At 44.8% G+C, this 22,881-nt stretch carries 15 protein-coding genes; 5 read left to right on the top strand and 10 right to left on the bottom strand.

Annotated features, from left to right (window positions below):
• Positions 1 to 244: 244 nt before the first annotated feature.
• Complete coding sequence (locus tag DN068_RS05285) at positions 245 to 757, top strand: hypothetical protein (protein WP_110997854.1); 513 nt, start codon at positions 245 to 247, stop codon at positions 755 to 757.
• Positions 758 to 1,221: 464 nt separating this feature from the next.
• Here DN068_RS05285 and DN068_RS05280 read toward each other — a convergent pair whose 3' ends face one another.
• The gene (locus tag DN068_RS05280; protein WP_110997853.1) at positions 1,222 to 2,163 is read right to left on the bottom strand and encodes a WD40/YVTN/BNR-like repeat-containing protein; all 942 of its coding nucleotides are present in this window, start codon (positions 2,161 to 2,163) and stop codon (positions 1,222 to 1,224) included.
• Positions 2,164 to 2,279: 116 nt separating this feature from the next.
• Here DN068_RS05280 and DN068_RS05275 point away from each other — a divergent pair, with 116 nt between their 5' ends.
• A complete protein-coding gene (locus DN068_RS05275; RefSeq protein ID WP_123985237.1) occupies positions 2,280 to 3,338 on the top strand; it encodes a hypothetical protein in 1,059 nt (352 codons plus the stop codon).
• Between the two features lie 102 nt (positions 3,339 to 3,440).
• Here DN068_RS05275 and DN068_RS05270 read toward each other — a convergent pair whose 3' ends face one another.
• Positions 3,441 to 4,031 carry a DUF1287 domain-containing protein gene (locus DN068_RS05270; protein WP_110997851.1) on the bottom strand — a complete coding sequence of 197 codons (591 nt, stop codon included), beginning with the start codon at positions 4,029 to 4,031 and terminating at the stop codon, positions 3,441 to 3,443.
• A 58-nt stretch (positions 4,032 to 4,089) separates the two neighbouring features.
• Here DN068_RS05270 and DN068_RS05265 point away from each other — a divergent pair, with 58 nt between their 5' ends.
• Positions 4,090 to 5,094 (top strand): DMT family transporter, encoded by a 1,005-nt coding sequence (locus DN068_RS05265; RefSeq protein ID WP_110997850.1) that lies wholly within the window; start codon positions 4,090 to 4,092, stop codon positions 5,092 to 5,094.
• Here DN068_RS05265 and pbpC read toward each other — a convergent pair.
• The 3 genes from pbpC to DN068_RS05250 form a co-directional block, all read right to left on the bottom strand.
• Positions 5,087 to 7,423: a penicillin-binding protein 1C gene (gene pbpC / locus DN068_RS05260; protein ID WP_110997849.1), complete on the bottom strand. Its 2,337-nt coding sequence runs from the start codon at positions 7,421 to 7,423 to the stop codon at positions 5,087 to 5,089. The two genes, DN068_RS05265 and pbpC, sit on opposite strands and share 8 nt — an antisense overlap.
• Positions 7,424 to 8,297: 874 nt before the next feature.
• A complete protein-coding gene (locus DN068_RS05255) occupies positions 8,298 to 8,642 on the bottom strand; it encodes a GIY-YIG nuclease family protein (RefSeq protein WP_110997848.1) in 345 nt (114 codons plus the stop codon).
• Positions 8,643 to 8,695: 53 nt separating this feature from the next.
• Positions 8,696 to 14,107 (bottom strand): alpha-2-macroglobulin family protein, encoded by a 5,412-nt coding sequence (locus tag DN068_RS05250; protein WP_110997847.1) that lies wholly within the window; start codon positions 14,105 to 14,107, stop codon positions 8,696 to 8,698.
• Positions 14,108 to 14,272: 165 nt separating this feature from the next.
• On the opposite strand from DN068_RS05250, the gene DN068_RS05245 reads away from it, so the two are divergent.
• On the top strand, positions 14,273 to 14,938 hold the full coding sequence (locus DN068_RS05245) for a DUF4412 domain-containing protein (protein ID WP_110997846.1): 666 nt from the start codon (positions 14,273 to 14,275) through the stop codon (positions 14,936 to 14,938).
• Between the two features lie 98 nt (positions 14,939 to 15,036).
• On the opposite strand, the gene DN068_RS05240 is transcribed toward DN068_RS05245, so the two are convergent.
• From DN068_RS05240 to DN068_RS05220, 5 genes are all read right to left on the bottom strand, one after another.
• On the bottom strand, positions 15,037 to 16,263 hold the full coding sequence (locus DN068_RS05240) for a T9SS type A sorting domain-containing protein (protein ID WP_110997845.1): 1,227 nt from the start codon (positions 16,261 to 16,263) through the stop codon (positions 15,037 to 15,039).
• 229 nt (positions 16,264 to 16,492) lie between these two features.
• Positions 16,493 to 17,008 (bottom strand): DinB family protein, encoded by a 516-nt coding sequence (locus DN068_RS05235; RefSeq protein WP_110997844.1) that lies wholly within the window; start codon positions 17,006 to 17,008, stop codon positions 16,493 to 16,495.
• Positions 17,009 to 17,081: 73 nt separating this feature from the next.
• Positions 17,082 to 17,924 (bottom strand): KPN_02809 family neutral zinc metallopeptidase, encoded by an 843-nt coding sequence (gene ypfJ, locus DN068_RS05230; RefSeq protein ID WP_110997843.1) that lies wholly within the window; start codon positions 17,922 to 17,924, stop codon positions 17,082 to 17,084.
• A 118-nt stretch (positions 17,925 to 18,042) separates the two neighbouring features.
• Positions 18,043 to 18,384: a hypothetical protein gene (locus tag DN068_RS05225; RefSeq protein WP_110997842.1), complete on the bottom strand. Its 342-nt coding sequence runs from the start codon at positions 18,382 to 18,384 to the stop codon at positions 18,043 to 18,045.
• Positions 18,385 to 18,416: 32 nt separating this feature from the next.
• Positions 18,417 to 19,340: a DnaJ C-terminal domain-containing protein gene (locus DN068_RS05220; RefSeq protein ID WP_110997841.1), complete on the bottom strand. Its 924-nt coding sequence runs from the start codon at positions 19,338 to 19,340 to the stop codon at positions 18,417 to 18,419.
• Between the two features lie 160 nt (positions 19,341 to 19,500).
• Here DN068_RS05220 and acs point away from each other — a divergent pair, with 160 nt between their 5' ends.
• On the top strand, positions 19,501 to 21,417 hold the full coding sequence (gene acs / locus DN068_RS05215; RefSeq protein WP_110997840.1) for an acetate--CoA ligase: 1,917 nt from the start codon (positions 19,501 to 19,503) through the stop codon (positions 21,415 to 21,417).
• The last annotated feature ends 1,464 nt before the right edge of the window (positions 21,418 to 22,881 follow it).

The following is a 22,881-nucleotide window of genomic DNA, read 5'->3' as shown; positions in this document are numbered from 1 at the left end:
ATATGCGAGGATGTATAATTATACAGCTTATATATAGTCCCAGCTTATAGTAAGACAGTGAAAATGAGAAAAGTGTTTGGCGCCGGTGGAAATGGTTGAGTAACTAACGATAATTTGCTAATACGTTAGTGGATTGAACCGGACGGGTTGGCCCATTGTTTTTATCCGCTTTTAACCTTTTATCCCTAAAATCGGCACGTCGTTTGTGATACTCAATTCATTCTTAATCTTAAAATCAAAAAGAATGCCTCTAAACGATCTGGTGCAAAACCCCATTGACGACAAAGCGATTGTTGCATTGACCCAGCTGGCAGATGAGCTGGCGAAAACACTGGTCAGCAACAGAATTATAAACCACCTGACACCGCCGGAGCGACAACAGTACGGCAGTATCAATGAACAGAACAAGTTGCTGGTAAATAAAGTATATGATTATCACGTGGCCAATCCTGCGTATTCTTCACCAGATGTAAACTGGGATCTTTTTGATAGAAATCTCACTGCAAGAAATGGACTGGCGGCTATTGAAAGCAAGTTGCGGCAAATACTGGAAATCTGCGGTGATACCCGTATCTTATATGATTACAGTCTTTATCACAACGCATTGCTGGATTATGATTATACAAAGTATAAAGCCAGTAATGCAACTGGCGCCGGTTATACTACCAAATATCAGGGTATCAAACAGTTGTTTCCCGCCACTCACAAAGCTGATACTAGTACCGAAACTACTACCGATACCTTAAATAAAGGATAGTAAACACTAAAACAACGATAAGAAAGGAGACCTGGACGGGTCTCCTTTCTCTGTTTTACGGGGTTGGAATCCGTTAATTACACCAGCGGATACTGTCTGGAAGTGCCCTAAACATACTGTTGGACCGGGTGTAATAGTCAATCGGACCGGGTAGGAAACCGTTGACAACCGGATAATATCAGGTTTTTGACTCAATGCTATTATCTATTCCACCCAATCACACCCGGTCTTCTTGCAATTGGTACCCGGTTGGATACGGTATCTGCTCACGTCGGGAACCAATCTGCATGTTTAAATTAACCACCCGCTACCCGGTTAAATGGAGTATCTGACCCGGTTCGGAACCGTTTTTTTATATATCAGATATGCTCAATAGCAGCAATGACGATGAAATGTGCGACGCAAGGGAGCATAACCGGAGTATGTCTGCTGGTTGCAAAAAGAAATGTAGCGGGCCTGTTTGCTTAGCGATTCAATGATTTTGTTTCGATAAGTCCTTCCTTGCCACCGATGATGATTTTATCCGGCGTTGGAAAAGCAATGCCGGATAAATCTGCGCGGGTGCCAGTGGGCAGTTGAATCCAGTTTTTGCCGGCATTGTCCGTAAAGAGCAATGTACCGCGGTCGCCAACAGCCCAGCCAGTAGTGCGCGAGGTAAAAGTTATTTGTTTGAGATGTGCCAGAGAAGGAAGTTCCTGCTCTGTCCAGGTATGACCGCCGTTTTTGGTAAAATAGCAGCCGCCATACAGATAGCCGCCCGCGGCCCATGCAACTGAGTCGGAAATGGCGTAAACGGAGCTGAAATGGAAGACGTCCTTGCAGGTTTGTCGCTCCCAGTTTGCACCAGCGTTTCTTGTGGCCCAGAGGGTGCCATTATCGCCCACAGACCACCCTACGGAGTCCGATACAAAGTAAATACTGCGTTGTACGTCGTCAAGCAAGGCTTGTTCTTTCCAGGTAATACCGCCATCTGTTGTATGGTAAACCGGATGACTGTCGTTGTCATTACCCACAGCCCATCCATTCAGCGAGTCAATAAAATCAAGTGCATAGATCTGCCGAAGCGGGGTGCTGAATGTTGTCCATGTTTTACCTGAATCCACGGTACGGCAGATAAATCCATCGGGAAACTGACCGCCGCCAATCCAGCCTCTGGCCGGTGTGATGAACTGCATGGTGAGGCGCACATAGCTATTGTAAGGGAATGTGCGGTTGACTTTCCAGTGTTTGCCGCTGTCTGTTGTCTGCAGCAGATTAAAATCGCAGAGCGCATAGCCGATAGCAGGTGCAGGGAATGCGAGCTTGCTTATATTGAGCGTAGGATATCCTGTGTCCAGATGCGTCCATTGGGCGTTTGCCATACTTGCAGCATAAAGAAATATTATCAGGAGCAAACTTCTTTTCATAAATGGTGGTCTTAACTAAGCTACAAATAATATGGGCGGTTACTTCTGAAGTGGAAAAACTTTGACAGAAATATGTCGGTTTGTGCTGCCCTGGCGTTATTAGATACATGATCACTATGAAATACATTTTTGCCGCGCTGTTCCTGATTGTTTTTCTTCCCGCAACGAAGGCGCAAATACAAATGGAAACCAGGTTTCCTGATATCAGAGACAAGAAGGGGAGCCTTATCACTGTAAACGAAATGCACGGTGCGCTGGCGAACACCAATGTTTATCTGGATATACTGAAACATATTCACGGGCAACAGCCAGCCGATACGATTAATCTTTTTCTGGAAGTGCCTTTCTCGATGGCAGTGTGGTGTAATGATTTTCTTTCCTCCGGTGGAAAAACTTTGCTGCCTAAAGGTGTTTATCCTTCACCTGAATTTTGGAATCAAATTGTAGCACAGCAAATACCTGCGAAGATTTTTGGTTGTGATTTTGAATACGATGAGCAGTATAAACGGAATCAATCGTTTGTCTATCTGCTTCGGAAAACATCTGATGATTTAGCAGCGGCCAGTATGGATACGAGTTTGATCTCAGCATACATCGGGCTGGTGAATGGTTTTAAGCTCACTGCAAAAGATACGCGTAGCCTGATCAGTCAGTTGCAGGGAATGCAAGTGAATGCAGCTCCTTCATTAAAGGCAAGGATCGGGCAAATGCTTTTTGCTTTGAACGCACCGCAGAAGTTTGGTTCTGGTCGTGACGAATTTATTTATGAGCGGGCACTGGAAGGAATAGCACTGCATTATTTCAATTACGAAAACCGGATCAATGTATTGATACATGGCGTGGCGCATATCAATCCGGCGTATAAAAATTCACTGTTCAACAGATTGCGCAATAGTAAGGATTCACCTTTCGCAGGCAAATGTTTTTTGATCGGCAATGTGTATCTCGATTGCAAAAACAATTCAGGCATTTTTCAACATGAGACGATAAGCAGTTTCTCATTTTATGCACTTGCGAAAGATGATAAGCCGGTGACGGATTTTTTTAAGACTTTGAAGCTGACGCCTCAGCAGGTTTATTTCCTTCCCGTTCCGGAATTTACTTCAGTACATTTTTCTGGTTTAAAGCAGGAAGAATTGTTGGGCGTTTATGTGCACGAGGCAATAGTTAATTGACGTTAGTGATGAATTATGATGTAAGCGTTATGAACACGCTGTGATGATTTTGAAGTAAGAGTTGTGCGTGTGAATACGCTGACTTATTAACGTGTCAACTTATCAACGTACGCTTCCCGTGTAATAATAGTGACCAATTATTTTATAAGAAAAAACGCAATCAGAAATCTCCTGTCCGTGGCCAATATTATGTACGATCAGGTAGCGTTTATTATCAGCCGACCGCTGATTGATGACAATGCCGATGTGGGTTAAACCGTGTCCGAGATCCCAGGCTACAATATCTCCTGGTGTATAATCGGCAGCGTTATCTGACAACGTTTTTGTTTTCCCGAAGCGTCCGAAGAACGTCATCAGGTTGGGTACGCGACGATGATCAATACTTGCATCAGGCGTTTTTCTGCCCCAGTTCTGCGGGTATTTGGAGAAGTTTTTAGTCATGTCTTCATGTACCAGTTTTTGAAGATCGATGCCCACAAGTCTGTATGCTCTGATTACTACATCGGTGCAAACGCCTTTATCTGCCGGTACATCACCGTTTGGGTAAGGGATTCTGTAGTAGGTGCCATCATAACTGACTTTCGTTTTTGTGAGTGAAATAGCGGCGTTGGAAAGCCTGGTCTCAAAATTTTGCTGCGCGAAGGAAACGTCGACGGCGAAAAGCAAACAAATAATGATGATGAGCTTTTTCATAACAGAGGTTACCGTCCGAATTTATTGAAAACAATTGACAGTTGACAATGGATAAGGTATGTGCCGGCTTTTAACCAATCGGCCATTTAACCGATTGCTCTTTTCAGCCTACCTTCGCAAGTCTTACGAAGTCATTCTTGTGAAGCAGGATAATAAAAAAGCCGTTATCGGCTGGGTCATAACCGTACTGGGTGCTATTTTCTTTTCTACGAAAGCAATCATTGTCAAAAAAGCTTTTGCCGATACTGCCACTACGCCGCTTTTGCTGCTGAGTTTAAGGATGTTGTTTTCATTGCCATTCTATATTGGTGCAGCGTTGCTGGTTTCGCGAAGAGCGGATAATAAAAAGCTCACACGATCGCAATGGTTTTGGATACTGGCTACCGGTGCAACAGGGTATTACATAAGCAGTCTGTTTGATTTTCTGGGATTGCAGTATATCTCGGCAGGTTTGGAACGATTGATACTATTCCTGTATCCGAGTTTTGCTGTTGTCCTCAATCAATGGTTGTTTCGAATAAAGATGCGCCCGTTGCAAAAGCTGGCGCTGCTGTTGACTTATGCAGGGGTTTTTATTGCTTATTTAGGCGAATTGCACATTGATACTTCCAATCCTGATTTCTTTAAAGGGAGTTTGCTGGTCTTTACCTGCGCTGTTACTTATTCATTTTATCTGGTAGGTAGTGGAAGACTGGTACCGAAAGTAGGTGCCGTTAAGTTTACCGCTTATGCTATGCTGGCGGCAACGGTAGGCGTGTTGCTGCATGGCCTGTTTTCTGGGGCCTATCACAATGTGAACCTGGATAGAACTTTCATTGGGTACAGTGTTTTGCTGGCTTTGATTGCAACTGTGATTCCTTCCTTTATGCTTTCTTACGGCATGAAAAGTATTGGCGCCAATAATGCTGCTATAGTGTCGAGTATCGGACCGGTATCCACGATATTGCAGGCGCATTGGATACTGGGTGAGCCCATATTTGCGGCACAGGTCGGTGGTACATTGCTGGTGATTGTCGGTGTTGTGCTCATCGGTTGGCAACAGGCAGAAAAGAAGACTACATAAATTTTACCTTGATCTGGATATTGCTGGTGCGGCCTTTATCATCGGTGCAGGAGATTTTTACCTTCGGATCGGCAGGCGCAAAAAATAATTTATCGTTGGAACGGCAACTGCCGAAAAACTGATCGTTGATATACCAGTACACTGTCTGCACATCATTAGCGGTAGCGCAGGAAAGCTGCAATTGCTGCTGTCCTTTGTCGATGATGAGGTAGGTCATTTCATTTTGTAATGAATTGATCATTGGCGCCTGTCCTTCGAACGTGCGCGTGCAGGAGGGATTGTGCGGTGGGATTTTTTCATACGGGATGTGATGCACGGTATTATACACAGCCATTTCCGGCGAAATATTCGGCATCAGTTTGGTGATGTAACCATTTACCGGAAGACAAGAAGTGCAGTAGCTAAATTTACTGTCGGCCGAAATCCATACTTCTTTCATGTGATTGCACACTTCATTTTTTGATACGCCGGGAATGTAGAGATCGGTAACTTGTTCGTTGCAGAAATCATTCGGCAGCATGCCTGTACGTGCACATACCAGCCGGAAAGCCACATCCTGAGGTGGTTGTACCCATTCATTACTTGCGTTATGATCAATGGAATTGAAGAGCTGAAAAAGCAATGGTGTTGCTGTGCCGGCGCCGCTCAATCCTGCCACCCCTGCACCTGAAAAATTACCCGTCCATACGCCGATTGTGTAGCGCTTATTATAACCAATACTCCAGCCATCTTTTCTGCCGTAAGAGGTGCCTGTTTTCCATGCGATGCGTGGAATATTGCCTGCATGATCAAAAAGATTTGGCAGGTCCGGGCGATGCAATTCCGAAAGGATTTTGGTGAGCATGTATGTTGATGCAGGGGAAATAATTTTTGTTCCCTCTGGCAAACATCTGATGATTTTTTTATCGTGCCAGACGCTATCGGGTACCGTCCATTGCAATGCATTGTACTCGCCGTTGTTGGCGAAGCATGAATATAGATTAGTCATTTCATCAAGCCGCACGCCGCAGCCGCCAAGGATCATAGACAGTCCCATTTTTTTGCGGTCGTGCCAGATAGATGCAAAACCACATTTTACAAGACTTTCGGTAAATGTTTTTACGCTTAGATCATTAAGCGTTTTAACTGCCGGGATATTCAGTGATTGTCTTAGTGCATCTTCGACAGTTACATTACCATGAAAAGCGAGGTCATAATTTTCAGGTGCATAACCTTTGAAATTAACTGGGACGTCGGCGATGATTGTTTTAGGCGTATTGATTCCGTTATCAAATGCGAGGCCGTACAGCAATGGTTTTAACGCGCTGCCCGGTGAGCGTACTGCACGTACGCCATCTACCTGTCCCTGATGAAAGCTGTCTTCAAAATCCGGAGAGCCAATGTAGGCCAGTACCTGATGCGTCTGGTTGTCGACGATGAAAACAGCGGCGTTATATACTCCCTGCAGATTCAGTGTTTTGCTGTAGTTGGTAGTAATGTCTTCTGCTTTTTTCTGTACTGCAGGATCAATTGTAGTATGTATTTCCGTAGCGGCAGGATAGACGTTACGCATGCGCCAGGAGAATTGCTGCATGCCATCTGGTGCTGCATGGCGCGATGCCGTGAGTGGCTCCTGTAATGCATCCTGTATTACTGTTTCGGGGAAAAGGTGTGCTGCTTCAAAACGGTGCAGCCATTTGTTTCGTTCTGCGATAATGCGGTCATTGTCTTTTCCGATAACGAGATAGTTGGGTCTGTTTGGGATGATGCTTAGCGCAGTAAGTTCTGCTAATGAAAGCTGATCTGGTGTTTTGTTGAAATACAGAATAGATGCCGCTTTTACCCCTTGTATATTTGACCCGTAAGGAACGAGGTTTAGATACAACTGCAGTATTTCTTCTTTGGAATAATCTTTCTCTAGCTGTATGGCTCTAAACATCTCCACGCATTTGTTCCAGTAATTACGTGGCTTGCGATCCAACATGCGCGCTACCTGCATGGTAATAGTGGATGCGCCGGAGGTGCGCCGCAGATGAAAAATGTTGTTGATGACAGCTCTGCCGACGGCTAGCGGATTTACGCCATAGTGATGATAGAAATGTTTGTCTTCTTTAAAGAGTATTGCTTCTCTGAGTTGTGGCGTGATCTCGTCCAGACGTGCTTTCATGCGCCATTGCTGATCTTTGGTGATATATGCATGCAGTACCGTTCCGTCTTTTGCCATAATAACGGGTGCATATTCGACATCTGCTTTTAGTGGGAAAATAAGATCCAGTAAAAAGAAGAGTAGCACAGCACTGATAATGCTGATGCCACTCCATTTTGCTAGTTTTTTTAGTTTGATTTTCATTAGATCTTTTCATTCATGTTTATCATGCTGAGCGTAGTCGAAGCGTTGTGCCTGGCCCTTCACCTCCGCTCATGGTGACACTCATTTTACCACACCCCGTGTTCGCTTAAACATGTGTTAGTCGCATTTGTTATGCTGAGCTTAGTCGAAGCATTGTGCCTGGCCCTTCGCCTCCGCTCAGGGTGACACTTATTTTACCACATCCCGTATTCGCTTAAACATGTGCTAGTCGCATTTGTCATGCTGAGCGTAGTCGAAGCATTGTGTTTTGGCCCTTCGTCTTGGCTCATGGTGACACTTATTTTACTACATCCTGTGTTCGCTTAAACATGCGTTAGCTGCATTTGTTATGCTGAGCGTAGTCGAAGCATTGTGTCTGGCCCTTCGCCTCCGCTCAGGGTGACACTTATTTTACCACATCCTGTGTTCGCTTAAACATGTGTTAGCTGCATTTGTTATGCTGAGCGTAGTCGAAGCATTGTGCCTGGCCCTTCGCCTCCGCTCAGGTGACACTTATTTTACCACATCCTGTGTTTGCTTAAACATGTGTTAGCTGCATTTGTTATGCTGAGCTTAGTCGAAGCATTGTGCCTGGCCCTTCGCCTCCGCTCAGGGTGACACTTATTTTACCACATCCTGTGTTCGCTTAAACATGTGTTAGCTGCATTTGTTATGCTGAGCTTAGTCGAAGCATTGTGCCTGGCCCTTCGCCTCCGCTCAGGGTGACACTTATTTTACTGCACCCCGTATTCGCTTAAACCTGTGTTAGTCGCATTTGTCATGCTGAGCGTAGTCGAAGCATTGTGTTTTGGCCCTTCGTCTTGGCTCATGGTGACACTTATTTTACTACATCCTGTGTTCGCTTAAACATGTGTTAGCTGCATTTGTTATGTTGCGAGTCGTCGATGCCTTTATTCTGGTGACTACTTTCATTTTTACATTCAGCTAATTTGCGAAGCAAATCAATGTTTTCGTTTATCAGCGCTTCTTTCTTTTTCCGACTCCAACCTTTTATCTGTTTCTCAAAAGCGATGGCTTGACGGGGATCCATAAAACGACAAAAGTATTTCAGTGTAACTGGCCGTCTGCTGTATGTATAACATAAGGAGTCTCTGCCATCATTATGGTCATACGTTCGCTTGGTCAGATCTTCGGTGATACCCGTATAATAGCTTTTGTCACGACATTCCAGGATGTAAACAAAGTATTCTTTACTCATTGGTGTTGATTCCGGTGAAGGAAAGTAATTCCTTCACCGGAATGCGCCTAAATTTATTTCTCTACCACTTTAATCACTCCCGCACCATTATACGAATGATAAACGCCGTTGTACATTGCGTCTGCCATTACGGGACCTTGCTGGTAAGTACCCGGTGATACGGCGCGGACCATGTAATAGAATGTCTGCGTGCTGTCGTTTACTGATGTAAACATATTGATGCGGTCATCACGGATATCGAGGTAATCTGGCGTTGTTTCGTTTTTAATCCATTTCATATCCGGCATTTCGGTTAGACGTGTGTTCTCAATTTCAAAACCGGCAGGCAGCATGTCTGTGATTACCACATTGTCGATCGTGTTGTTGTATTGTGCATTGAGTGTGATTTTTACTACAACAAGATCATTTTGTGAAAATGTATTGCCGGTAAGTGGATTGCCCAATCTGTTGAAATAACTGCGGCGTACTTTCAGGTAGCTGTCTTCTTCTTTAAAGCTGCCATCCGCAGTAATGCCTTTTACTTCCCAGAAATAGTAGTAGTCGCCTTTGCCGCTTGTCTGAATCTGTAATGGCTGTCCGATAAATGGTTTGAAGTTGACTGAAATGTTTGTGCCATTTGCAATGCCGACAGATTTACCATTTACCAGCACTTTCGCGGTGGCAGTCGTTGCATTTGATTTACGCGCCACTTTACCTAACGCCAGAATGCTGAATACGTTTTCCTGTGTGCTCAGATAACGCTCATGCAGCAGTTGTTCTGATAACTGGCGTGTCATAATACCCACCTGCGGATTGTTTGGATCTATGTCGAGCAATGCATTCAATGCAATCGCTTCGTCCCGGATATAGGAATAGAAGCTGCCGCCAGACGCTGTGTTCGCCTTCTCCCCGGTAAATGAAGCTGGTAGTATTTGTTTCGCCTGCAGCGCTTGCCCGGAAAGGGTATAAGCAGCAGCAAGCAGGTATTTGCTGTCCATGCTCAGCATGCCTGAATTGCTTTTGTAATAGTTCATCGTTGCAGGTTGCGGCTGTCCTGCAAGTGCCAAAACATAAAGGGAATAGGCGACTTCACGCGGTGCAATTTCTTTTTTCAGATTGCTGTTGTAGTAATAGATCTCCGTTTCTTTCTTCTGCAATTTCATCTTCATATACTGCAGCAATTTGTCGATCGTATTGCTATTGACATCGTAACCTGCTTTGCGCGCTTCAATCAGGAAGTGACAAGCGTAGATGCTGCCCCACCAGCTTTCATAGCCACCGCTTGGCCAGTAGGAGAGTGCACCGTTCGACATCTGCATGGATTGCAGTTTCGCAATTGCCTGCTGCACGTTATATGCTGGATTCAGGTCTTTATTTTCCTGTCCATAAATTGCTTTGACAAGGTCTGCATAATACAACTGAGGGAACGCAGCAGATGTAGTTTGTTCTACGCAGCCATAAGGATATTGAACCAGATCTGAAATGCTTTTCGAGAATTGCACCAATGGCGATTTGCTCACAATCAGTTTTCCCGAAGCAGTACCAGCAAGGAAATTAGCCACTGGATTAATGGTAGTGATTTTGCTTTCAGAAGCAGTGCCGCTGCCCGTAATTTTTTGTAAAGATGCCGGAGGACGAATACTGATGTCTGTTTCGTTTGTGAATGTTTCGCCAAACGCCTTTACGGTAATAGTAACCTTGCCTGCACCGATATTTTCTAACGCTGAAATATTATAGACTGCACGTTGTTCGCGATTAGCGGGAATGGTTACTTGCTGTGTGCTGCTGCCGTTGATGGACAACGGACCGCTTACAGTAGTTGTAATCGTTGCCACGGCTTCTTTTGTGGTTGTGTTGCTCAATGTTATTGGCATGGTCACCTCATCTTTCGGACTGAGGAAACGTGGTAAGCCTGCGCTGATAATAATTGGATCGGCAATCTTCATATGCTGATCGGCGCCGCCAAAGCCTTTGTCTTTATAAGCAACCGCCATCACACGGATATCACCGGAAAATTGCGGCACGTCTATGTCATAGCGTACGATACCACTGCTGTTTGCCTGTACAATACCACTCCAGAACGAAACGTTTTTGATGCGATTGACAAACATAGGATTGACACGCAACGATCCGTCGTCACCGCTGCCATCACCGCCGGTACTGCTTCGGGTGGTTTTTATTTCTGGCAAGAGGAACGGATAGATATCATAGCTGTTTACAGCAAGTGCTACTTTCTGATAGAAATATTCGTAAGGATCAGGCGTTTTATAATTCTTTACCTGCAGAATACCTTCGTCTACTGCTGCAATCGTTACATATGCGCCCGGTGTGGTTCTTACAGTAATGGTCTGTTTGGTTTTAGAGCGTGATTTCTCCGCCATCGTTACCGTAACAGGAATATGATTGCGTACATTTTCTACCGTTACAGATTTGTAACCATGCGCTACCGTAAGTGGCATGCTTGAGCCATCCATGGCACGGAAGAGTGTCGCGGTGATGTAGACATTCGGCACACATACATCATCAGCTTTCATGTCGAGTGAAGCGGATTTGTCCTTAGTGGTGAGATAATAGTGGCGGATCATTTTGTCGCGCTCTACTGTTACCAGCATTTTGCCTTCAAACGGTGTAGTGAAGAGTAGGTGCATGTTTTCGCCAATTGCATACTTGTCTTTGTTTGCCTTGATTTCCACATTGCCTTCATTGTTTACGTCAAATGAATTGTATTGTGTATCGCCCCAACCCCAGGCATAGAATGTATAAGAGACAAAGCTGTTGCGATCCGGCAACGATAAGCGGATTTCATAATCACCACTCAACGTTGGTGTGTAGGCATAGCTGCCGTTGGCACCGTTGATCGTAATGTTTTCCTGCGCTACAATCTTTGTTTCTTGTTGTGATACGTAACGGTAGCGGTTTCCGTCCTGTTGTATTACGGTGTGCCAGTCTTTTTTCAGAATGACGATCTGTGCTGCTACACCATTTTGCGGTGTGCCGTTTTTATCAAGCGCAACGAGGCTCAGGCGATAAGGTGATTTGGTGCTGGTGTAATCACTAGGCGCCTTGAGGCCGAGATAATAAGGTTGCGTGTACACGTCGAAGTGTTCGTAACGATGTACCGGGCGACCCGTTTCATCAAATACAGATGCCATGATATTACCTTTCAGCATACCCGCGTCCATCATATCTACCGGTAAGGTAAATGTTTCCTCAGCGTGTCCGGTTTCGGTAGTTTTACCCTCGCGGAAAACGGTTTGGAACAGAAAGTCGTTTTTAATTTCAAACGTATAATCGTCATAACCTTTGGCTTCAAATGTAGCTTTGTCCATGTTCAGCTGCATTTGATAATCACGATTTGCCGCTGGCGTACCGAATAAATTATCGGCTTGTACAGAAGCAATGACATTGTTGCCCGGACTATATTCTTTACGATCAATTGTGAGTGCTGATTTCAGACGGTCCGGTACAAAATCTTCAATGCTGAAATTGTAACTGTTGAGCAGCACGTCATTACCGGTATACATATTCAGTACATAAGTTCCCGTAGGCGCCGAATTTGGAATGTTGAACATCGTTTCACAGGCGCCCTGATCGTTCAGTATTTTGCGCATCGTCGCAAACTCTTTACCATTCGGCATTACCAGTTTTAACTTCACCGGAATTTCACCTGGTTTTTCCCATGCTTCAGTACGCACTACACCACTTACATGTATCGTTTCTCCCGGGCGATAGAGATTTCGCTCGGCGTAGATCCAGGCATTCAGGTTAGTCGGGCTGGTCATTCTGCCGCCAACATCAAATCTCGATGTTTCAATCTTTGCCTGATCAAGCCACACAAAGCTGAACTCATTATTGAGTTTTGCCGTGATCAATCCCACAGTAAAGCCTGGAGCTGTTTTGCTGATGTCGCTAAACACCGCCATGCCTTCCGCATCAGTAGTGGCTGTGTATACTTTCTGGTTGTTTGTACTTACAAATGAGACTTTCACGCCGGAGAGTGCGTTCGTTGTTTTAATAGAGTTGGCAAACACATACATGTTATCTTTCTCTTCTTTCACAATCAGCCCAACGTCAGAAATAGAAAGGATCTTGGAATCCTGAATCCAGTAATGATCTTTAGACGCAACAGTGATTACATAAATGCCATTGTAGTCTTTGATCTTATCCTGAAAATCAAGGTGCAAAACCTTTGCTGCATTCTGCGCCGGAAGCTTTGATGTTTCGTACACTTTCGTGAAGATGGTGTCGCCCAGATTTTCGGTATTGTAGTATTCGTAACTGCCGCCGTCATCGACGCTCTCATCCTCATCATTGTTGTATCCGTAACTGTAGTGACGATCTTTGCGGAGGAATTGCTCCAGGTTGTTTTCATATACCTTGATCACAGAAACCTGTACAGAAGGTACATTCACAATATTGAGCGAAAGATTTTTATAGCCCTGCGAAGAAAGATACATGCCTTTTGCATTGATAAACTGTACCTGTGGTTCCAGCTTGCCGAAGCGTATCTGTTCTGTGTGGTCACCTTTGAAACGTCCGCCAAATGCGCCTTGCAACTTATCTGAGATGATGAGATCATAGGTCTGATCTGCTTTAAATTCTTTACTTGTGATCGTAAAGCCAGCATCATTCAGCGTTATATCAAAATTGACCGCTGGTGAAATTGTGATGAAACTTTTCAGGCCATCTTCCAGCAATGGTTGTGAAGTATTTACCGTGACAATACCTTCAGTACCGGTGTGTTCGGCATCAATACCGCTTACTGCAAGATTAAAGCGCGAAGGCACATTTTCGTTGACCGAAGTATCCCGTGCGGTGATGTACTTGCTATGCAATACGGGTACCCCTTTCAGCAGGTCAATTTTTATGGGCGTTTCCTGGTCTTTATCATTCACGGGCATAAATTGCAGGGAGACTACGCGTCCTTCGCCATTGTTTACGGTTGAGAAATTTAATGCTTGTCCATTGCTGCTTAATTTGAGATGCGTGGCAATATCAGACACTTTGATGTCGTAGTTAAACGACAAATCCATCTGTACTACTACGTTTGCCATGTTTTGTCCGCGCGTCCATGATGCATGCGATTCCATGATGCGTAGTGGCGCCGTATGAAAATGGAAATCCTGCTTGTTGTCTACCGGATACTGTTTTTTGCTGTACTTCAATACGTCCTTAGTGATATGTGCCGTGTATTCCGTGCCGGGATCAAATCTGTTTTCAGGCGAAAAGACCAGTTGGCTGGAACTGTTCCATTTAAACATCCCTTTGATCTTCGGTGTAAACTCGATGTACTGTGTGCTGTCCCAGTGTTGTAGCAGGCTGTCGGGATAGATGTCTTTGTTGAAATTGAACTCCAGATTCTGCTGTTGTTCAATTTCGTCCTCAAAATTCCTGGATGTTACTTTTACTTCATTTTTTGTGCCTTGGCAGGCGGCTAAGAAAAGAAGGGAGAGAAAGACGAGCAATCTCCGATGTTTGGATTTCATAAGAGGAATGGATATGATATAAAATTAATGGATTTTAACGCGTATTTCGCGCGCTTTTAGTCATTTAGAAACATATTTTTTATTGTGTAAAAACTATTTTTTTGTCAAACATTTATTCTTTATCATAATAGTCCCATCTTTGGGCAAAATCCTAAAAAGAGAAAAATGAAAAAGTTTTTAGCAATTGCAGCACTTATTGTTAGTTCTACTATCATTAGTCAGGCGCAGGTAAAAGAAGGAACAGTTACTTACACGATGGATATTCAGGGTTTGCCGGCTGAAGCTGCGTCAATGGTAGGGAATATGGAGACGAAAGTGTATTTCAAGAAAGATAAATCCATGAGTGAGACGAGTTCTGGTATGGGCACTACTAAAGTGATGACCGACAATAAAGGCATGCTCATGACAGTAGACCAGATGGGTCAGAAATACTTCCTCAAATCTACTACTGCTGATCTCGAAAAACTGCAGAAGGGTAATGCCGAACCTAAAATCGAATATGTGAACGAGACTAAAAGTATCGCTGGCTATGATTGTAAAAAGGCAGTTATTACAATGCACATTAAAGACGAAGACGTAAAGACAGAAGTTTGGTATACGGATAAGATTGTATCAACTGTGATGGGTAAAACGAAAGAGTCTGCAATGTTTAAAGGATTAAAAGGTTTCCCGTTGGAATATGAAATTTCGCAAGGTCCGCTGAAGATAAAAATGACAGCTAAAGAAGTTTCTACCACAGCAGTTCCGGATTCTGTATTTGCGTTGTCAACAGAAGGCTTTACAGAACTGACGCAGGATGATCTGAAGAAAATGCAAGGTGGCGGCGAATAAGCCAGTACACAAATTCATAAAAAGGAAAACGCTCTCAACATATTGTTGAGAGCGTTTTTTCTTTATTGAACATAAAAGCATCTTTCGTAATGCTGTGTTTATTTAATTAAAGTCATGCGTCTTGTGCCAATTTTCTGGCCATCTATAATCAATGAATACAGATATATGCCAGATGGCATTAGATCGTCATTAATTACAACTGAACCTTTGCCAGCAGACGCAATGGGTAGGCGTTGCAGCTCCTTGCCATTAAGATCATAAACGCAGATACAGGCACCGCTTTTTATTGTTGTTACAAAATACTCGATGATGGTTTTACCATTGAATGGATTCGGAGCATTTTGCAATAACTGAGTATTGCCAGTTGCAATTGGTGTATTGATACCCGCAGGGTTTTCGACAGTTATGGTTTTGCTGGTTTGGTTAGGGCAATAATGTGAGTTTGTGTAACTGATAACAGTCGTACCTGCATTTATCGCGGTTATTACACCAGTTTGTGAAACGGTTGCAACAGCAGTGTTCGAAGAGAACCAGGTACCGTTGCCTGCTGCATTGGATAGGGTAGCAGATTGGCCGCTGGTTATAGTTGGGTTACCGATGATAACTGGCATCGCAGGAGGTATTGTATCATAGAGTATGTTGCCCGCAGCTGTAGTGATATTACCAGTAAGCATCACGCCAAAAGGATTCCATTGGCGCATGGCACCGCCAACATAATAATAATTAGGAACAGGATCTTCGTTATTCGCACATACTACTTCTATGGTATGCGGGCCAGGTGTCACGTATTGAGTGCTATTAATTGTAACTGCAGAAGGAAAACTTGGATTGGATGACGTATTGGTAAAGAGTACCGTACTGCCGTCCATCGTGGCGCTCAGGATATAATCGTCGCAGACTGCCGGAAGGTTGATGTTAATCAGTTGGGCGGTGTCACTGCAAACATAGAAGCGCCGCTGAATAGTCATCGTACAATTTGTATTGTTCTTCACTGAGGGTTGCGAGGTATAGACCGTATTATACTGGAAACAGCTTAAAAAAGTACCGCCGTTAGGAGACCAGTCGACAATGTCATTGGTCAATACCAATGCATCTTGTCCGATAATTACGGGTGAAACCGCGGTAGCGCCCGACTGTGGAGCCGCAGGTCCGTTAGTATTGCCGTAGCAATAGGCATTTTGCATGTCGGCAGACATTGCTATTACCTTCCATTTTCCGCTTGCCGGATTAGTTTGCTGTGCAGACGAAATATCGATTGAATTTGTTTGCGCGTGTAGTGTTGCAGCGCCGGATAATAATCCCAATGCGAGGTAAAGTTTCTTCATAAGAATTCTGTTTGCGGATGAACCTTAAATGTTTGTAGTTTGTTGTTTGGGTAGAACCGCAGTAGGAAAGGGCTAGAGAGAGAAGTGTAGGGAAGTGTTGTAAATATCGAATACTTAGAAGATATCGCCAAATGCCATCTCCTAACGGTATTAATTTCTTCCTAAAGGTGAAAAGCACGGAGGGTGGTCAATAAAAAAAAGACCCCACAATTTTGTGAGGTCTTCTGGATTATTGCAGATATCGTTCTTCCAAAATTTGTTTATGATGCAGTAAATGACCGAACACTACAAACGCCAGTGCCTGTACTGTTGTGGAATAATTATTGGCCGTGCCTTTTTGTTGTAGTTGCTCGTCTCTGAGGGATGCGAAAAAAAGATCAGTTGCTTTTCTCACCGAAACAAACTCTTCTTTCAGACTTTGCAGACTGCGCTGTGCGGCGTTGGCATTGGCGGCATACATGTCTTCTTCAAAGCCCGGCAACATTGTACTGTCCTTTCGTGCAAAACGCAGGGCGCGATAAGTAAATATCCGCTCTGCATCAAGCAAATGCTGCAGTACATCTTTCACCGTCCATTTGCCAGGCGCATACGCATAGTTAGCTTTATGCTCCGGAAGATCGTTTACAAATTGATTCAGCAGCCCGCTGTAATTAGCAATCAGATCAGCTACATTTTCACCTTCCGTTTTATTGATATAATCTGAATAGTTGGGAGCGAATTCACCTTTTTTTGGTCTAGTTAACATAGCGTTCTTTTGCGGTTAAAAGGTTAAAATGGTAAATGGTTAANNTTAACCATTTACCATTTTAACCCTTTAACTAATTTAGTGTATTATCGGCAAAAGTATCACCTTTGGCCATATCACCTGTATCAAATCCTTTCTTAAACCAATACATACGCTGTGCAGAAGTGCCATGGGTAAATGCATCCGGTACAACATAACCTTGTGCTTCCTGTTGCAGGCGATCATCACCAATAGCATTGGCAGCCGCCAATGCAGCTTCAATATCACCTGGGTCAAGAATATCTTTCATTTCCTGCGCATGATGCGCCCATACACCTGCAAAAAAATCAGCCTGCAGTTCCAGTTTTACAGATAGCTTATTAGCACCAGCTTCATTAGTGCGCTGTTGTAATGCATGTACTTTGTCTGAAATACCTAATAGTTTCTGTACGTGATGGCCCACTTCATGTGCTATCACATAAGCCATTGCAAAATTCCCCGGCGCACGAAAGCGATCCCGCAGCTCTTGAAAGAACGATAGATCTAAATACACTTTCTGATCGAGCGGACAATAAAACGGACCTGTCGCTGCGCTGGCGCCACCGCAGCCACTTTGCACACTGCCTGTGAAAAGCACGAGCGTCGGTTTTTTGTATTGCATGTTTTGTTCGGCAAATAGTTTGGTCCACACGTCTTCGGTATAGCCGAGCACTACAGCAGAAAACTCTTTCAGACTGTCGTCCGCAGCTACAGGCATGGTGTGAGAAACCGGCGCGGATTGTTGTGCTGATTGTAGAACGGAATTGGGATTGCCGCCCAGAAAATAAACAATCACAGCGATGATAATGGCTCCGATGCCCCCGCCAATAATTTTGCCCCCGCCTATACCACGACGGTCTTCTACATTCTCGCTTTCGCGTTCACCTCTCCAGCGCATAGATAATTGTTTTGTGTGTGTTACAAATTTACGGTTGACGATGCACAATTGCCGCGGGCATTACCCCGACAAATGAAGATGAACAACAGCAATTGGTCTTATGCAAATTTTATGCCAGCTACAGGCCATTAAGCAGGCGTAGCTGTATTTTGGCAACAACAGGATTTGCAGGATCTGCATTGAGTAATACTAATTTCCGGGCCATTTCAGATAATCTCCAGTCTGTAATTAAAGTGCCGTTCTTGTAGAGGTAGATGACCTTGAAGTGTGATCGGGCGGGAACATGCAGCGTGCTACAAATCTGCATGGCGCGGCCAATAGCCCCTTGAATTTCGTCCATGCTGCCAATACCCAGGTCCATAAGGCTGCTTGCATAGTATCGCAGCTCTGTGTCAGTTACGGCTTTTGAAAAATCTTCGATCGCTTCGCTCGATCTTCTTTCATAAACGACAATGTTCATAACCGTAAAGTCTTTTAAGATGAAAAGATGATTTATTTCGAATGAAAGCTGTTGCGCAGCGTTTCAAATTGTTGTCGTTGTTCGTCTGTAAGATGTTCCGGAATGGAAACTTTAATTTCTAAAATCATGTCTCCGAAGTGCCCCGATTCATTATACACTGGCATTCCTTTTCCTTTCAATCGTAATGCGCCGCTGCTTTGAGTGCCTGCTTTGATCTTAACCTTTAGTCGGCCTGTAAGCGTTTGCACTTCGGTGTCGCCGCCGAGTACTGCAGTAAAGAGATCAACGCTGATTGTCTGTTTCAGGTTGTTTTCCTGTCGTTCAAAAAGTGGATGTGGCCGTACAAAAATGTTTGCGTAAAGATCACCGGCTTTTCCGCCGCCGGAACCTTTTCCTCCTTTCCCGGGAAGTCGCAGTACTTGCCCGTCTTTAATGCCAGGTTTCAGATTGAGCCTGATTTTATTGCCATCAAGTTCTATGATTCGTGTACTACCATTAAAAGCTTCTTCCAACGTAAGCGTGATATCGGTTTGGTAATCCTGTCCCGGAAAGCCCGATTGTCTTTGCTGACGGAAACGACCACCCATGTCGCCGAAAATAGAACTGAAGAAATCTGAAAAATCTTGTTCGCCAAATCCGCCCGTGCCCTGATATTGATAATGCTGACCCGCACCTCCCTGCTGTTGAAACTGCGACCAGTCAAATCCGCCTTGCGCGCCCGATTGCTGATAGGTGCGCCAGTTTTCACCCAGTGTATCGTACTTTTTTCTTTTCTCCGGATCGCCTAGTACTTCATAAGCTTCGTTGATCTCTTTGAATTTTTCTTCTGCAGCCTTGTCTCCGTTGCTTTTATCGGGATGATATTTTACCGCCAGTTTGCGGAACGCTTTTTTGATCTCGTCCTGACTGGCTTTTTTATCTACACCGAGTATTTCGTAATAATCTTTAAAGTCCATGAACGAAAGGTTTGGGTAATTCCTATTTCAATTTAACATTTTATGCCGGTAATTGGTTAAATCGTTAATGAGTTAATTGGTCAATGCGTAAATAGCGACTGATTTGAGCTTTCAACTTTTTGACCAATTAACTTAACTTCAAACCACAATTACTATAGAGATGTCATATCCTTTTCAGATAAAATCATTTGACGAATATCAGGCGGCATATAAAAGAAGCGTAGACGATCCCGAGGGTTTTTGGGGAGACGTTGCTTCCTCTTTTTACTGGCGGAAAAAATGGGATAAAGTCCTGGAATGGAATTTTAAGGAACCGAATATAAAATGGTTTCAGGGAGGCAGGCTCAATATTACAGAGAACTGCCTGGATCGCCATTTAGAGACTTCAGGTAATAAACCTGCAATTATCTGGGAACCCAATGATCCCGAAGATCGTCACCGGGTGCTTACTTACCGGGAATTATATAATAAAGTTGTGCAGTTTGCCAATGTGCTGAAAAATAATGGCGTCAAGAAAGGCGATCGTGTCTGTATTTACATGGGCATGGTGCCGGAACTGGCCATTGCGGTGCTGGCATGTGCGCGCCTCGGTGCTATTCATTCTGTGATTTTTGGTGGTTTCAGTGCGCAAAGTATTGCGGATCGCTTGCAGGATGCACAGGCCGAATATATTGTGACAAGTGACGGTGCTTTTCGTGGTAATAAGGATGTTCCGCTGAAATCAGTAATTGACGATGCATTGGTGCAATGTCATTTTGTGAAAAGAGTGATTGTGCTTACGCGTACCCGTACTCCGGTGAGCATGATTAAAGGCCGCGACGTATGGTGGGAAGACGAAGTGAAATTTGTGGAAACAATGGGTAATCCCGATTGTCCGGCGGAAGAAATGGATGCGGAAGACCCACTATTTATCCTGTATACTTCTGGTTCTACAGGCAAACCTAAAGGGGTGGTGCACACGGTGGGCGGCTATATGGTATACACTACGTATTCTTTCGTGAATGTGTTTCAATACAACCCGGGAGATATTCATTTCTGTACGGCGGATATCGGCTGGATTACAGGACACAGTTATATTGTTTACGCGCCGCTTTGCGCGGGTGCCACCAGTCTTATATTTGAAGGAATTCCAACCTGGCCGGATGCTGGCCGTTTCTGGAAAATTGTAGACAAATACCGGGTAAATATTCTGTACACAGCACCGACGGCAATCCGCAGCCTCATGGGTTTTGGCCTGGGTCCGGTGCAGCAGGCAGATCTTAGTAGTCTAAAAGTATTGGGCAGTGTTGGTGAGCCGATCAATGAGGAGGCCTGGCATTGGTTTGATGACAACATTGGCAAAAACCGTTGTCCGATTGTAGATACCTGGTGGCAAACAGAGAATGGAGGTATTCTGATTTCGAATCTTGCTGGTGTTACCAAGGCAAAGCCAGGCTGGGCAACTCTGCCGCTGCCAGGTATACAACCTGTGCTTATGGATGAAAATGGTAAAGAAATAGAAGGCCCGAATGTGGGTGGTAATCTTTGTGTCAAATTCCCTTGGCCCGGAATGTTGCGCACCACTTACGGCGATCACGAGCGTATGCGTACGAATTACTTCGCGACTTATGACGATATGTATTTTACCGGTGATGGCAGCTATCGCGATGAAGATGGTAACTATCGTATCACAGGGCGCGTAGACGATGTGCTGAATGTGAGCGGGCACCGTATTGGTACTGCCGAAGTAGAGAACGCCATCAATATGCATGCTGGCGTGGTAGAAAGCGCAGTGGTGGGTTATCCGCACGAGGTGAAAGGGCAGGGTATTTATGCTTATGTCGTTTATACCAGTGCACATGGCGACGAAAGTCTGACTCGCAAAGACATTGCACAAACAGTGGCCCGCATCATCGGACCCATTGCAAAGCCAGATAAAATCCAGTTTGTAAGCGGGCTTCCGAAAACGCGCAGTGGCAAAATTATGCGCCGCATTCTGCGCAAAATAGCTGAAGGTGAACTCGATAATGTAGGAGATATCAGCACACTGCTGGATCCGCAGGTGGTGGATGAGATTAAGAGAGGAAGGCTGGCTTAGATGCCAGGTTGATAAGTTTATAGGTTAATACGTTCATACGTCATTGGAGGAAGCTCACATCATGTGGGCTTCCTCTTTTTTCTGGCGTGATAATTAAAAAAATCCTTCGACTCCGCTCAGGATGACACTCATTTTACGACAACGGGTGTTTGTCATGCTGAGCGGAGTCGAAGCATTGTGCGAGGGCATCTTGCCAATCTTTTACTGGCGAGCGCTACGCTAACGCTCGCGCCGGTATTGATAGGTGAACCTATCAAATCAAAAGGTCCACCTATCCATAAGTATAGGTCCAGCTACCTCCGTTCAGCAAAGTCTCTGACTTTGTTGTAGTGGAAACCGGTCTCCCGACCGGATTGCTGCGGTCAGGAGACCGCGTCCGCTGGAACGAAGTCGGGAGACTTCGCTCAACTGTACGTGTGCTTGCTCGTCGGGAGCGCGAAATCAGATCCCCACTTCCTACTTCGTCGTCATCGGGATGACACTCATTTTACGACAACGGGTGTTTGTCATGCTGAGCGGAGTCGAAGCATTGTGCGAGGGCATCTTGCCAATCTTTTACTGGCGAGCGCTACGCTAACGCTCGCGCCAGTATTGATGGGTGAACCTATCAAATCAAAAGGTCCACCTATCCATAAGTATAGGTCCAGCTACCTCCGTTCAGCAAAGTCTCTGACTTTGTTGTAGTGGAAACCGGTCTCCTGACCGGATTGCTGCGGTCAGGAGACCGCGTCCGCTGGAACGAAGTCGGGAGACTTCGCTCAACTGTACGTGTGCTTGCTCGCCGGGAGCGCGAAATCAGATCCCCACTTCCTCCTTCGTCGTCATCGGGATGACACTCATTTTACGACAACGGGTGTTTGTCATGCTGAGCGGAGTCGAAGCATTGTGCGAGGGCATCTTGCCAATCTTTTACTGGCGAGCGCTACGCTAACGCTCGCGCCGGTATTGATAGGTGAACCTATCAAATCAAAATGTCTACCTATCCCTAAGTGTAAGTCCAGCTATCCCTAAGTGTAGGTCCAGTTATCCCTAAGTGTAGGTCCAGCTATCCCTAAGTGTAGGTCCAGCTACTCCAAAGTGTAGGTCTACCATCCCCAGGTGTAGGTCCAGCTATCCCAAAGTGTAGGTCTACTTATCCCTAAGTGTAGGTTCAGCTACCCCTAAGTGTAGGTCTACCTATCCCTAAGTGTAGGTCCAGCTACCCCTAAGTGTAGGTCCAGCTATCCCTAAGTGTAGGTCCACCTATATCTACAGGTAGGTCGACTTTGACGTCCTCCCCAAAACCGTACATGTCTAAAGTAGAGGTTCGGGCATGTTGACGTCCTCCCCAAAACCGTACATGTCTAAAGTAGAGGTTCGGGCATGTTTTGCGGTTGCTTCCCTATGCGGGGGATGATGTCTTTTCTGATGACGCAGTAAAGATGTTCGCTGTTGCAAAAGACGTCATTTCCTGCATAGGTGCGG

This window comes from Taibaiella soli (assembly GCF_003236175.1).
Taxonomy (GTDB): Bacteria; Bacteroidota; Bacteroidia; order Chitinophagales; family Chitinophagaceae; genus QKTW01.
This window is presented reverse-complemented; position numbering and strand designations above follow the sequence as displayed.

Bases quoted from the DNA above. Each gene is read 5' to 3' on its own strand.
- DN068_RS05285 (WP_110997854.1), top strand. From the start codon at position 245: ATGCCTCTAAACGATCTGGTGCAAAACCCCATTGACGACAAAGCGATT.
- DN068_RS05280 (WP_110997853.1), bottom strand. From the start codon at position 2,163: ATGAAAAGAAGTTTGCTCCTGATAATATTTCTTTATGCTGCAAGTATG.
- DN068_RS05275 (WP_123985237.1), top strand. From the start codon at position 2,280: ATGAAATACATTTTTGCCGCGCTGTTCCTGATTGTTTTTCTTCCCGCA.
- DN068_RS05270 (WP_110997851.1), bottom strand. From the start codon at position 4,031: ATGAAAAAGCTCATCATCATTATTTGTTTGCTTTTCGCCGTCGACGTT.
- DN068_RS05265 (WP_110997850.1), top strand. From the start codon at position 4,090: ATGTGCCGGCTTTTAACCAATCGGCCATTTAACCGATTGCTCTTTTCA.
- pbpC (WP_110997849.1), bottom strand. From the start codon at position 7,423: ATGAAAATCAAACTAAAAAAACTAGCAAAATGGAGTGGCATCAGCATT.
- DN068_RS05255 (WP_110997848.1), bottom strand. From the start codon at position 8,642: ATGAGTAAAGAATACTTTGTTTACATCCTGGAATGTCGTGACAAAAGC.
- DN068_RS05250 (WP_110997847.1), bottom strand. From the start codon at position 14,107: ATGAAATCCAAACATCGGAGATTGCTCGTCTTTCTCTCCCTTCTTTTC.
- DN068_RS05245 (WP_110997846.1), top strand. From the start codon at position 14,273: ATGAAAAAGTTTTTAGCAATTGCAGCACTTATTGTTAGTTCTACTATC.
- DN068_RS05240 (WP_110997845.1), bottom strand. From the start codon at position 16,263: ATGAAGAAACTTTACCTCGCATTGGGATTATTATCCGGCGCTGCAACA.
- DN068_RS05235 (WP_110997844.1), bottom strand. From the start codon at position 17,008: ATGTTAACTAGACCAAAAAAAGGTGAATTCGCTCCCAACTATTCAGAT.
- ypfJ (WP_110997843.1), bottom strand. From the start codon at position 17,924: ATGCGCTGGAGAGGTGAACGCGAAAGCGAGAATGTAGAAGACCGTCGT.
- DN068_RS05225 (WP_110997842.1), bottom strand. From the start codon at position 18,384: ATGAACATTGTCGTTTATGAAAGAAGATCGAGCGAAGCGATCGAAGAT.
- DN068_RS05220 (WP_110997841.1), bottom strand. From the start codon at position 19,340: ATGGACTTTAAAGATTATTACGAAATACTCGGTGTAGATAAAAAAGCC.
- acs (WP_110997840.1), top strand. From the start codon at position 19,501: ATGTCATATCCTTTTCAGATAAAATCATTTGACGAATATCAGGCGGCA.